Here is an 11,904-nt window from a genome sequence, read left to right on the forward strand (position 1 = left end):
ACAGGGGCCGTAGTCATTGGGCCCGTCAAACGATATGATATCTTTGCCAACAGACGAGGCTGGTGGCCATGAAAGCTGTAGTCGCCACAATTATCATCCTGGCTCTCCTGTCCGGCTCCGCTAACGCCGAAGACAGCCAGCGTGCCGGAGGGCCGCAGCGCACGATCGAGGATTTCAGCAGGGCCATCCGCCTCGACCCCCACAATGCCATCGCTTACAATGAGCGCGGCAATATTTATCAATTGGACGGCAAATTCAAAGAAGCGATCGACGATTTTACGACTGTCATCAGATTGCTGCCCCACAGCGCGACGGCCTATCAAAATCGCGGTCTGACCTATGTCAAATCGGGCGATTTCGCACGCGGCCTGGCCGACCTCAACGAGGCGCTGAAGCGGGGCGCCTCCAGTATGCAGGTCTATCAAGGGCGCGGCGTAGCCTATGTGGAAACCGGCGATTTTGAAAAGGGGATTGCCGATTTCACCGAAGCAATTGCACGCGGTCCCACGGCGATTTCATACAATTCACGAGGCTCGGCCTATGCGATGCAAGGCAAGTTCGAGCGTGCCATCGCCGACTACGATGCTGCCTTGCGCCTTGAGCCGGAGAATGCCGGAGTTTATCGGAACCGTGGTTCGGCACGTGTAAACAATGGCGATATCGAGCAAGGGATTGCCGATATCAATGAGGCGATCAGGCTGGACGGTAAGAACGCCCAGTCGTTCAACCTGAGAGGCGGTGCCTACATGAGAGGCGGCGCTTATGGTTTGAAACGTGATTTTGAGAGGGCGATAGCCGACTTCAACCGAGCTATCGAACTTAATCCGAACGGCGCCGAGTCTTATCGCAACCTTGGTGTTGCTCAATCGGAGAGCGGCAAGGTCGAGGTGGCGATCGCCAGTTTCGACAAGGCACTTGCGCTCAATCCGCGTGACGACGTGGCCCTCGGCGGACGTGGCTTCACGCGCTATCGGCTTGGAGATTTCAATGGAGCGTTTGAAGACCTGAACGCGGCTCTTGAGCTCAACCCGAACAATGCCGACAACTATAACAATCGTGGCGAGCTCTACCGCCGGGACGGCCAACTGGATAGGGCCGTGGCAGACTTTGATCGTGCCTTGAAACTGAATCCCAGGCAAAGGTCGGCCCGACATAATCGCGGCTTGGTCCTCCTGCTGATGAGGAAATATGGTGAGGCTATCTCCGACTTCGACCAAGCCATTGAAATGAACCTCGCTGACGAGGAGACGTATTACGGCCGTGCGGTCGCTTTCCAGAAAGCAGGTCGAACCGATGACGCGCTTGCAGACCTGGACCAAGCGCTGCTGATCAACCCAAGATTCTACAAGGCGCTGGACCTGCGCGCTGCGATAAAGGACGGCAAGCCGATCATTCCAAGGTAAGTGCTTGCGATCATGCCGGCTGTCGCATCAATTCCTCGATCTGCCCGCGCAGCCAGCGATGCGCTGCGTCCCGGTCGCGACGGCGATGCCAGGTCTGGACGAAGGGAAAGCCAGGCAAAGCGAAAGGTACCTCAAGACATAGAAGATCCCGGCCCGACAACTGGTCTATGCTGCGTCGTGCCGCGGTCAATATGAGGTCTGTGCCACGCACGAGGTCGGGCGCGGTCGACCAATGCGGAATCTGAACGGCAATCCGGCGCTTGTGGCCTAGCCGCAAGAGCGCCGTGTCGATCTCGCTGTTGTCCTGCAGCGCGACGGAAACCTGAACATGCGGCCGAGACAGATAGGCGGCAAGATCCAGAGGTCCATGTGCGGACTTGTCATCGATGAGACAGGCGAAGCTCTCTTCGAACAGCAGCGTGCTGTTGAGATCGCGATGGCTTGGCTGCTTCAATGTCGGATAGACGCCGACGGCAAGGTCGATCTCGCCATCCGACAGGGCGGCAAGAGCCCTGTCCCTGCCATAGGAGACGACGATGATGTCGACGAGAGGGGCGTTTTGCCTCAACCGGGAGACGAGGGCCGGCAAGAGGATGGCGGCGCCGTAATCGGAGAGCGACAAGCGGAAAAGGCGCTCGGTCTGCCTGACATCGAATAGCGGCTGCTCCACCATGGAGCGCACGAGCGCAAGGGCTTCCGACAGCGGCTGGGCAAGCTGAAGTGCGCGGGCGGTCGGCTGCATCCCATCATTGCCTCTGACCAACAACGGATCGTTGAAGATATCTCTCAGCCTCGCCAGAGCGTGGCTGACGGCCGGTTGCGAGCGGTTGAGCCGCAGGGCGGCGCGTGAGACATGGCGTTCCTCCAACAATGCCTCCAGAACAAGCAGAAGATTGAGGTCCGAGGCGGCAATATTATTCATTTTGTGCATGAGAGAGATACCGTTATCCGATTTCCATTCTTATTATCGATGATCCACAGTGAAAGGGAAAGGAGAATTGATCATGAGCCAATCGGCAAACAAAGATCTGGGATTATCGCATGTCGCGCTTCTGGTGCGCGATCTCGACACGAGCATTGCCTTTTATGAGGAATTTGCCGGTCTTCACGTTATCCACCGAAGAGAGGCAAAGGAGCCGCTGGACGCTGTCGCATGGATGGCGGACGGTCTGCGTCCTTTTGCACTTGTTCTTGTCGCTTCGCGCAGCCTAAAGGATACGCCGCTTGGCCCCTTCGGCCATATCGGCATTGCCTGCTCAACGCGCGATGAAGTGCTGCGCCAGGCGGATGAAGCCGAACGGCGGGGCATATTGAGGTCCAAGCCGCGCGACGACGGGCCTCCGGTGGGTTGCTGGACCTATATCGCCGATCCCGACGGCAATACGCTCGAATTGTCCTTCGGCCAGGAAATTGCGTTCACGACGGAGACGATGGCGGCGCGGGCCTAGGCCCCGCTACTCCAAACGCGTGGGAACCTTTTGCCGCCCAGCGCTTTCCATTTGACGATTTCAGAAACAATGTGGTTGTCACTTGTCGCGCGCTTCTCCCATGGACCAACAGCAAGCTCGAGCTCTCGTTCCACTTGGATTTTTGAATTTCTTCATGGCCGATGTTCAGGCTGGCATCGGACCGTTCCTCGGTGTTTTTCTCGTTGCCCATGGCTGGCAAAGCGGATCAATCGGCTCCGTCATGACGATCGGCGGGATCGCGGGAATGGTGATGATGGCACCGGCCGGAGCTTTCATCGATGAGACGACGCACAAGCGCATATGCGTGATCGTGTTGGGTATCTGCACCGTTCTGGCATCCATGATCATATTGCTGTCGCAGCTCTTCTGGGTCGTGGCTCTGTCGCAGGTTGCGACCTCTATTGCCGGCGCTGCAATCGGGCCGGCTCTTAATGGTATCACTCTCGGCATTGTCCGGCAGGCGGGGTTCAATCGGCAGAATGGCTACAATCAGGCGTTCAATCACGCCGGCAACCTGGTCGGTGCCGGACTGTCGGGATGGCTCGGCTGGATGTTCGGGCTTACTGCCGTATTCTGGCTGTCGGCCGTCTTTGGCGTGCTTACCATTATCTCCGTGCTGATGATCCCGGCCGACGCGATCGACGATGACGAAGCGCGTGGCGCGACCCTTGCCGCCGTCGGTCCGCAAGGAGGGGTGGAGCCCGCAATGCACCGGAAGCCAAGCGGCTTCAAGGTGCTTGCAGAATCGAAGCCGCTGCTCGTCCTGGCGGGTGCGCTTGCATTGTTTCATCTCGGCAACGGCGCGATGCTACCGCTGTTCGGGCTGGCGGTCGTCTCCGCCGGTCATGCCGATCCCGCGAGCTTCGTCGCCCTGACAGTGGTGGTGGCGCAAGGCACGATGATCATCACCTCGTTGATCGCGATGCACATGGCGGAAAGGAGAGGGCAATGGCTCGTGCTGCTGATCTCGTTCGTCTCCCTGCCGATCCGCGGTTTTGTGGCGGCGCATCTCATTACGTCCTGGGGCGTCTATCCGGTGCAGGTTCTCGATGGTATCGGCGCGGGCCTGCAAAGCGTGGCCGTTCCGGCGCTCGTTGCCCGCATCCTGAACGGAACCGGCCGCATCAACGTCGGCCAGGGCGTCGTGATGACCATGCAAGGGATCGGCGCATCCCTGAGCCCGGCGATCGGCGGCTGGCTGGCACAGGAGATCGGCTACGGCACGATGTTCACCATCCTCGGCAGCTTCGCGTTCGGATCGGTCGCGCTTTGGATCGGGTTCCACGGCTTGCTGCGGGCAGCCGCTTCAGTATCCAGTCCGCCTCAGGGTATCGTAGCTTCCGGCGATTGATGGCTTTGCTTGTTTCCCATGTCAGACGAGATGTCCCTTCAGTCGGCTTTTCTTGCGGCGCCTCGATCAATCCAATTTCACGGTTGCCCGGCCGCTCGTGAGATCCAGGACGTTGTCAACGACCTGCTCGACCATCGACGCGTTTATGCTCACGCCGAGCGTTGCGCCGCACTCGGTGAAGCGCTCTTCCAGAATCTGAACGCCTGCCTCGGCGAGAAGCTTCGCTTTCACCAGAGCGAGATGGGAAAACTGCACATCGATCGTTGCAGCGACGGTCGGTAGGATTTCTCTTTTCTCCGCGCCTTGAAGACATGTTGCGGCGGTGCCCCCATAGGCACGGATCAATCCGCCGGCACCCAGGAGAGTACCGCCGAACCAGCGCGTGACGACGACGGCGACCATGTCCAATTCGAAGCCGTCGACAGCCTGCAGGATCGGCTTGCCGGCCGTACCGCTCGGCTCGCCATCGTCGCTGAAGCGATAGTTCTGCCCAATACGCCAGGCCCAACAATTGTGATTGGCATCCATGACCGAGTGCTTTGCGACAAACGCCTTTGCGGCCTCAATATCAGTGACCGGAGCGGCCGTCGCAACGAACCGGCTTTTCTTGATTTCCTGACTGGCGGTGACGATCGATACGAGCTCAAACATGGGGCTTAATAGCCAATTTTGTCGGGCATGCGAAGAGGCTCCAGTCACTCATGAACGATGAGTTGAGGGCACGCTCGAAAGCTCATTTATCCGGCAATTCGTCTTCTTGCGCGCGACAGGGAAAGGCGAAGGTGTCCTCATTGCCTGAGGGGGCTTCGAAACAATGTAGTGTAGGCAATTGCATGAGATTGTCTTTCCTGAGAAAAGCAATGACTTGTGATGTTCGGGTCGAAATATGTCACGGAGCAAGAAATCTGCTGCTGGAAAGCATGCTTTAGGTGCCAAGACGGGATCGCTGATCGGCAGCCCTCCGACCTATGAGCATATCATTACCAAAGCGGACGAGACTTTCTTGTGGCGATTGGACGATTATCCGTGGGAACGCAACGTATGGAACTACCACCCCGAGATCGAGATACATCTGCTTCGCAAGGCAAGCGGCATGGCATTCGTCGGCGATCATATTGGCGAATTCCATCCAGGCTATCTGACGATTGTCGGGTCGAACCTGCCACACGATTGGGTAACGCCGACCGAGCCCGGAGAAATAATTCGCGGGCGTGATGTCATTATCCAATTTGACCCGGAACGGGTGCTGTCGATCAGCGCGATGCTGCCGGAAGTCGCGCAGCTGACCAGCTTCTTTGCCCGCTCGGAACGAGGGCTCGTCTTTCACGGCAAGAGCAAGCGGATGGCGACGGAGGTCATCGATGCAATGGAAACAGCCAAGGGTTTCTCGCGGCTATCGCTGTTCATCCAGCTTCTCGACATACTTTCCTCCTCGCAGGAGTTCGAAATCCTATCGTCGACCGAATTTTCTCCCAAGCTCGATGCGGAGACGCTCGATGTTCTTCAGCGCTCGCTTACCTATATATTCGAGCAGTTGGCGACTGATATTCACCTGCGCGAGGTGGCCGAACTGGCCGGTATGAGCGAAAGCGCCTTTTCGCGTTTCTTCAAGAAGAACACTGGCAACAGCTTCACGGATCATGTCAACAAGCTGCGGGTCTGGCAGGCATGCAAGCTGCTTGCCGAGACAGATATGCCGATTACCGACATTTGCTTCGAAGTCGGATATCTCAACATATCCAACTTCAACCGAACCTTCCTTCGTCAGCACAGGATGACGCCATCGGCATATCGCAGGCTGACGGGTCAAAGGCGGCCCGTTCGGGCGGTCGAGAGCTGATCGATTTTGCGCATTAAAGTATAGATTCTCTGCATGGCGCGCGCTAGCACCGCGCATCGATACCCGTACTATTTGCAACTGCGATCAACGTCGCTTGGGAGGGCAGGCGCAGGCACATTCGCCTGTCTGCACCGTCTATTTACAGGGGAGGAATTACATGAGAGCCGTAAAGACGCTCGTTTCGAGCATCGCTATCGCATGCGCTTTTTTTGGCACTGCACCATCTTTTGCATCTGCAGCACAATGCTCCGGCACCATCCGCGTGCTGGCGCAGCCGCGTGACGGTTTGACCTTGCTGGAGCAATACAAGGGTGAATTCAGCAAGCTGAGCGGAGGCGCAAGCTTCCAAATCGACTATCTCAACGAGAATGACAGGCGGGCGAAAACCAAGGCCGACGCCTCCACGATTGGCAAGTACAATGTGTACTATATTGACGAAGCCAACGTTGCGCTCTTCGCCTCGTCGGGCTGGGTCGTGCCGCTGCTGGACTACTACCCCAAGGAATATGACTACGCCGATTTCGACCCTGGTCGTCAGAAGATTGCGACCTATGACGGCAAGGTCTGGTTCGCGCCGGTGACCGGTGGTGGCGACTTGATGATCTACCGCAAGGATCTGCTCGACGCGGCAGGCATCCAGCCGCCGAAGACGCTTGACGAATACATTGCCGCGGTAAAAAAGCTCAATCAGCCGGACAAGGGCATCTACGGCACCGCATTGCGCGGTCAACGCGGTTCGGGTGCCAATGTCTGGCGTTGGATGCCCTTCTTCAAGGGCTTCGGCGGTCAATGGTTTGACGGCAAGACGCCGACCTTCGATAGCGATGCTGCTGTGAAGGCGACACAGACCTATCTGGAGCTTTTCAAGTATTCGGCGCCTGGCAGCCAGACAGGAAGTTGGGATGAGGCCGTGGGCGCCTTTACCTCCGGACAAGTCGCGATCCTGATCGAGTCGACGCCGCTGGTCGGCATGGCGCTCGACAAGAAGTCCTCTCAGGTCGCCGACAAGATCGGGTATCTGCCGCCGCCGACGCCGCTGACGGGCGGTGGCTATGGCCATGGCCTTGCCATCGGCACGAAGGCCAACAAGGACGAGGCTTCGAAGCAGTGTGCAGGCCTCTTTATCGCCTGGGCGACGTCGAAGGAGAACGAGGAACGCCGTCTCGATGCCGGCCAGTTCAGCGAGCTCAACCGCACGAGCATCATGACGAGCAAGAAGTTCGCCGACACTTACGGACCGGCGCTCGGGCAGGCCCTTGCTGACACAGGCAAGGTGACTGCCGTCAACTTCTGGCAGAGCCCGCAATGGCCTGACCTTGGCGATCGCTGGGGTATTATCCTCGAAGAGCTGATCACCGGCACGCGCACGGATATCAAGGGTGGCCTCGACGAACTCAACGATTTCGCCAAGGACCTGGTCGCTCGCAGCCAGTAGGCACGGAGCATCCTCCCAAGGCCCGGCGGTCATTGCGGCCGCCGGGTTCTTCGTTCATCGGCGAACAGGTTGCCGGAAGGTAAGTCATGACAAACAAACGCATTCTGCTACCGGCGGTCTTCCTGACGCCAGCCATGATCGTTCTGGCCGTTTTGGCACTTGTGCCGACGGTCTACGCGATCGTGATCTCGTTCGAGGATCGTGAGCTCAGCCGGCCCGATGGACGGTTCGTCGGCTTTGCCAATTATCTATCGCTGTTTTCGGATCGCCGCTTTCTCAATGCTATCCGGGTGTCGCTCACATGGGAGGTGCTGACCGTCGCGTTGACCCTCATCATCGCAATCGGCCTTGGCATTCTCCTGTTTGAGTGCGCTACTGCGAAGGCACGCAACCTGCTGTCGCTGCTTTTCCTGATGCCGGTCATTCTTCCACGCGTGTCGGCAGCCTTCGTGTGGAAGTTCGCCTTCCATCCGCTTTATGGCATCATCACCTATCCCTATAAGGCGATTACCGGCCAACCGCTCGATCTGCTTTCCAATCCGGTGACTGCACTCGGCACGGTCGCCCTGGTCGATGTCTGGCAATGGGGCTTGTTCTTCTCCGTCATCGTCTTGAAGCTGCTGGAAACGCTCCCGCCTCAGCCCTTTGAGGCGGCCAGGCTCGATCATGCCCGGACATGGGAAGTCTATGCCTATGTCGCGTTGCCGATGCTGAAGGCGCCGCTGATCTCGCTTGCCTTCGTCAAGATGATCGAGTCGTTGCGCGCATTCGACCTGATCTATGTGATGACACGTGGCGGGCCGGGGATTTCGACGGAAACGCTCGACATGTATGCCTTCTCGCAAGGCTTCATCGAGTCCGGTCGCATTTCCTATGCGTCGAGCATGGCCGTGCTGATGATGATTGCAACATCCGTGGCGTTTACCTTCATCTGGAAGAGGGCCAGGATATGAGCAGTCGTCGCGCAGGCCGTTTGGTCGGCAGGGTCATTCTTGCAATAGCCGCATTCTCAGCTGTTTTCCCGGTCTTCTGGACAACGCTCAACGCCTTCAAGAACCGAGTCGACATCGTCACGCCGACGCCGCTCTTTTTCTTTACCCCGACATTGGATAATTTCGCCTATGTCCTCGGCCGCGACAGCGTGTTTGCCGGTCTCGTCAACTCCGTGCTGATTTCGGGTATCGCTGTGTTTATCGGGACATTCCTTGGGCTGCCCGCAGCTTATGCGATTGCCCGCTATCCAAATCGCTGGTCGAAGGACATTCAGTTCTTTGTCCTGTCGCTCCGCTTCCTACCGCCGGTTGCCGTCGCCATTCCGCTCATGGTGATTTGGCTGAACTTCGGTCTTTACGACACCCGCCTGTCGATGATCGTGACCTACACGCTCCTGACGCTGGCAACTATCGTCTGGCTCAGCATTCCGGCCTTCGCCCGAGTGCCCAAGGATGTCGAAGAGGCGGCGCGTGTCGACGGTTACGGGCCTTTCGCAATCTTCTTTCTCATTGCGCTGCCGATTGCGTCGCGGTCATTGATCGGTGCCGTGGCCTTCGCATTCGTGCTGGTGTGGAACGAGTTCCTGATTGCACTCATGCTGACCACGTCCGATGCCAAGACGCTTCCGATCGTCGCGTCCGAATTGACCCAGCTCGGCCGCGACGTTCCCTGGGGCATTCTCAATGCCTCGGTGGTGCTTCTTTCCATTCCCCCGCTGCTCTTCATCGGCGTTCTGAGCGGGCTGCTAAACAATGCGTTCAAACGCAAGTCATCATAAAAGGATCATCGAAATGGAAGCTCTCGTTCTCGAGCAAAAAGGCGTGCTCTCGTTGCGGGACATCGACCTGCCGCTCGAACTTGGCCCGAACGACGTCAAGATTAGGATCCACACGGTCGGCGTGTGTGGCAGCGATGTGCACTACTACACGCATGGCGCCATCGGGTCCTTCGTCCTGCGCGAACCCATGGTTCTCGGCCATGAGGCTGCGGGTACCGTTGTTGAAGTCGGCGGCAAGGTCGACAATCTCCGGCCGGGAGACCGCGTCTGCATGGAACCCGGCATCCCGGACCTTTCCTCGCGCGCGTCGAAGCTCGGCATCTACAATGTCGATCCCAGCGTGCGGTTTTGGGCGACGCCGCCCATTCACGGCGTGCTGACGCCCTTCGTGGTTCATCCGGCCGCCTTTACCTACAAGCTGCCCGACAATGTCAGTTTTGCCGAAGGCGCCATGGTCGAGCCTTTCGCGATCGGCATGCAGGCCGCGGCTCGGGCACGGATCGTGCCCGGCGATGTCGCAGCCGTGATCGGTTGCGGCCCGATTGGCATCATGGTCGCACTCGCAGCGCTCGCCGGCGGCTGCAGCCGGGTCTATGTCTCCGACTTCAGCCGTGAAAAGCTCGCGATTGCCGGTGGCTATCACGGCATCGTTCCGGTCAATCTCAACGAAAGATCGCTGCACGAGGTCATTCAATCCGAGACCGAAGGCTGGGGTGTGGATGTCGTTTTCGAGGCGAGCGGCAGTCCCAAGGCCTATAATGGCATTTTCGACCTCGTCCGACCCGGCGGCGCTATCGTCATGGTGGGCTTGCCTGTCGAACCCGTCAATTTCGATGTTCCGGGAGCAATTGCAAAGGAAGTCCGCATAGAGACGGTTTTCCGCTACGCGAACATCTTCGATCGCGCCCTGCAACTCATCGCCTCGGGCAAGGTCGACCTCAACCCGCTCATCACCGAGACCTTCAAGTTCGGCGACAGCATTAAGGCGTTCGAGCGTGCGGCATCGGGAAGACCGACCGACGTCAAGCTGCAAATTGCAATGGAAGGCGGGGGGAACTGAGATGTCGAACATCGTCTGCGCCAATGTCGACAAGAGCTATGGCGCCATCAATGTCATCAAGGGCTTTAATCTTGACGTTTCGGATCGCGAATTCATCGTCTTCCTCGGGCCGTCGGGATGCGGCAAATCCACGCTGCTTCGCATGATTGCCGGGCTTGAAGATATCTCGGGCGGCACCGTGTCGATCGGCGGCAGGCCGGTCAACGATCTCGAGCCGAGGGACAGGGGTGTGGCGATGGTCTTCCAGAATTATGCGCTTTACCCCCATATGACGATCTACGACAATATCGCCTTCGGCCTCAAGCGCATGAAGGTGCCGAAGGATCAGATCGACGAACGCATCAAGGCAGTCTCGGCAACGCTCGGGTTGGAGCCCTATCTTTCCCGTAAGCCGACCGAACTGTCCGGCGGGCAGCAGCAGCGTGTGGCGATCGCACGCGCCATGATCAAGACGCCGAAAGTCTTTCTCTTCGACGAACCGCTCTCCAATCTCGATGCGAAACTCAGGCACCATATGCGGGTGGAGATCGCAAGGCTTCATCAGAAGCTGCAGACCACCACCATCTATGTCACTCACGACCAGCTCGAGGCGATGACGCTTGCAGATAGAATTGTCCTGATGAAGGGTGGCGCGATCGAGCAGGTGGGTTCTCCCGCTGAAATCTATGAGCGGCCGAAATCACTATTCGTCGCAGGCTTTATCGGAACACCCAACATCAACTTCATCGACGTGTTGGTCGTCGAACGCGAGGGTGGGTGGATATTGAGGGCCGAAGACATGGACATCCCGATTTCCGGCAAGGGGTTCGACCTGAAACCAGGCCAGACGGCCGTACTCGGGATCCGTCCGCCCGATCTGCTGCCGGTGGATGCCGGGCATGGTTCGCTTAACGGCGTTGCCGATCTCATCGAATTCCACGGGAATGACGCACTCGTGACGTTCCGGTTTGCCGGCAAGGAAATAGGGGCGCTGGTCAAGACGTCCTCATGTCCGAAGACGGGTGATCGCGTGACCTTCGGCTTTGACGAAGCGCGCATTCATCTCTTCGACGCGGAGACGGGATTGTCCTTGAGGGCAGGCATGTAAGCCGCCGCTGCCGGTACATTGCTTCCGCAGGCGAAGCCGAGAGCGTCCAACCTCAAGGCTAACAAGGGTCTATGGCCTGTCGGGGAGCTCTGCCTCATGGGGATGAGGCAGAGCAGAGAGCCTTATGGGCGCCTCGTGCGAAACTTTGTTGGGGGCGTCAGTATTCGCACGAGGCAAGATTACAACGGCTGGCTGAAACGTAGCTGAGGGACAGCTAAGAAGCGGCACCAGCGCGACAGCCTACGCTCGATGTCTGCTGTCGCGACGAACTCCAGGAACAGGCTTTGCGCCGCCATGGGCAGCCAATTTGCGCGCAACGTCAGGCCGATTGGTCTTGCCGTATGCCGCAAGTCCAGTGGTGGCAGGGTATTTCCATGATCCATCCACCCCTAGCCACGGTCAGTCAATGTCAGCGGCGGGTTCGCCCGAAGAGCTTTAAACCGGCATCGGACTTGGACTTGACTGGTGCCAACGTTTCGTATGGAAGC

At 58.3% G+C, this 11,904-nt stretch carries 11 protein-coding genes; 9 read left to right on the plus strand and 2 right to left on the minus strand.

Translation table 11 applies throughout. From position 1 onward, the window contains the following. Positions 1-68 precede the first annotated feature (68 nt). Entirely contained in the window at positions 69-1,403 is a 1,335-nt protein-coding gene (locus BJ928_RS15960) for a tetratricopeptide repeat protein (RefSeq protein ID WP_047631510.1), read from the plus strand. A gap of 10 nt (positions 1,404-1,413) precedes the next feature. Here the strand turns inward: BJ928_RS15960 and BJ928_RS15965 are convergent, their stop codons facing one another. After that, entirely contained in the window at positions 1,414-2,334 is a 921-nt protein-coding gene (locus BJ928_RS15965; protein ID WP_047631509.1) for a LysR family transcriptional regulator, read from the minus strand. Between the two features lie 73 nt (positions 2,335-2,407). Here BJ928_RS15965 and BJ928_RS15970 point away from each other — a divergent pair, with 73 nt between their 5' ends. Together BJ928_RS15970 and BJ928_RS15975 are read left to right on the plus strand one after the other, a co-directional pair. After that, positions 2,408-2,851, plus strand: coding sequence for a VOC family protein (locus BJ928_RS15970; protein ID WP_047631508.1), 444 nt, complete (start codon positions 2,408-2,410; stop codon positions 2,849-2,851). A 100-nt stretch (positions 2,852-2,951) separates the two neighbouring features. Continuing rightward, entirely contained in the window at positions 2,952-4,223 is a 1,272-nt protein-coding gene (locus BJ928_RS15975) for an MFS transporter (protein WP_052227678.1), read from the plus strand. Between the two features lie 66 nt (positions 4,224-4,289). Here BJ928_RS15975 and BJ928_RS15980 read toward each other — a convergent pair whose 3' ends face one another. After that, a complete protein-coding gene (locus tag BJ928_RS15980) occupies positions 4,290-4,874 on the minus strand; it encodes a YigZ family protein (protein ID WP_047631506.1) in 585 nt (194 codons plus the stop codon). A gap of 352 nt (positions 4,875-5,226) precedes the next feature. Between BJ928_RS15980 and BJ928_RS15985 the strand changes: the two genes are divergently transcribed. The 6 genes from BJ928_RS15985 to ugpC all read left to right on the plus strand — a co-directional run bounded on the left by BJ928_RS15985 (position 5,227) and on the right by ugpC (position 11,416). After that, the gene (locus tag BJ928_RS15985; protein WP_245432362.1) at positions 5,227-6,063 is read left to right on the plus strand and encodes an AraC family transcriptional regulator; all 837 of its coding nucleotides are present in this window, start codon (positions 5,227-5,229) and stop codon (positions 6,061-6,063) included. A 157-nt stretch (positions 6,064-6,220) separates the two neighbouring features. Further along, entirely contained in the window at positions 6,221-7,498 is a 1,278-nt protein-coding gene (locus tag BJ928_RS15990; protein ID WP_047631505.1) for a sugar ABC transporter substrate-binding protein, read from the plus strand. A gap of 86 nt (positions 7,499-7,584) precedes the next feature. Then, entirely contained in the window at positions 7,585-8,451 is an 867-nt protein-coding gene (locus BJ928_RS15995) for a sugar ABC transporter permease (protein WP_047631504.1), read from the plus strand. Then, positions 8,448-9,269 carry a carbohydrate ABC transporter permease gene (locus BJ928_RS16000; protein WP_047631503.1) on the plus strand — a complete coding sequence of 274 codons (822 nt, stop codon included), beginning with the start codon at positions 8,448-8,450 and terminating at the stop codon, positions 9,267-9,269. The genes BJ928_RS15995 and BJ928_RS16000 overlap by 4 nt, the downstream gene beginning before the upstream one ends. A gap of 13 nt (positions 9,270-9,282) precedes the next feature. After that, on the plus strand, positions 9,283-10,329 hold the full coding sequence (locus BJ928_RS16005) for an NAD(P)-dependent alcohol dehydrogenase (protein ID WP_047631502.1): 1,047 nt from the start codon (positions 9,283-9,285) through the stop codon (positions 10,327-10,329). A 1-nt stretch (position 10,330) separates the two neighbouring features. Next, complete coding sequence (gene ugpC, locus BJ928_RS16010) at positions 10,331-11,416, plus strand: sn-glycerol-3-phosphate ABC transporter ATP-binding protein UgpC (RefSeq protein ID WP_047631501.1); 1,086 nt, start codon at positions 10,331-10,333, stop codon at positions 11,414-11,416. The last annotated feature ends 488 nt before the right edge of the window (positions 11,417-11,904 follow it).

This window comes from Rhizobium sp. WW_1 (assembly GCF_003610155.1).
GTDB lineage: Bacteria > Pseudomonadota > Alphaproteobacteria > Rhizobiales > Rhizobiaceae > Rhizobium > Rhizobium tropici_A.

Bases quoted from the DNA above. Each gene is read 5' to 3' on its own strand.
- BJ928_RS16005 (WP_047631502.1), top strand. From the start codon at position 9,283: ATGGAAGCTCTCGTTCTCGAGCAAAAAGGCGTGCTCTCGTTGCGGGAC.
- BJ928_RS15995 (WP_047631504.1), top strand. From the start codon at position 7,585: ATGACAAACAAACGCATTCTGCTACCGGCGGTCTTCCTGACGCCAGCC.
- BJ928_RS15990 (WP_047631505.1), top strand. From the start codon at position 6,221: ATGAGAGCCGTAAAGACGCTCGTTTCGAGCATCGCTATCGCATGCGCT.
- BJ928_RS15965 (WP_047631509.1), bottom strand. From the start codon at position 2,334: ATGCACAAAATGAATAATATTGCCGCCTCGGACCTCAATCTTCTGCTT.
- BJ928_RS15970 (WP_047631508.1), top strand. From the start codon at position 2,408: ATGAGCCAATCGGCAAACAAAGATCTGGGATTATCGCATGTCGCGCTT.
- BJ928_RS15960 (WP_047631510.1), top strand. From the start codon at position 69: ATGAAAGCTGTAGTCGCCACAATTATCATCCTGGCTCTCCTGTCCGGC.
- BJ928_RS16000 (WP_047631503.1), top strand. From the start codon at position 8,448: ATGAGCAGTCGTCGCGCAGGCCGTTTGGTCGGCAGGGTCATTCTTGCA.
- ugpC (WP_047631501.1), top strand. From the start codon at position 10,331: ATGTCGAACATCGTCTGCGCCAATGTCGACAAGAGCTATGGCGCCATC.
- BJ928_RS15980 (WP_047631506.1), bottom strand. From the start codon at position 4,874: ATGTTTGAGCTCGTATCGATCGTCACCGCCAGTCAGGAAATCAAGAAA.
- BJ928_RS15975 (WP_052227678.1), top strand. From the start codon at position 2,952: ATGGACCAACAGCAAGCTCGAGCTCTCGTTCCACTTGGATTTTTGAAT.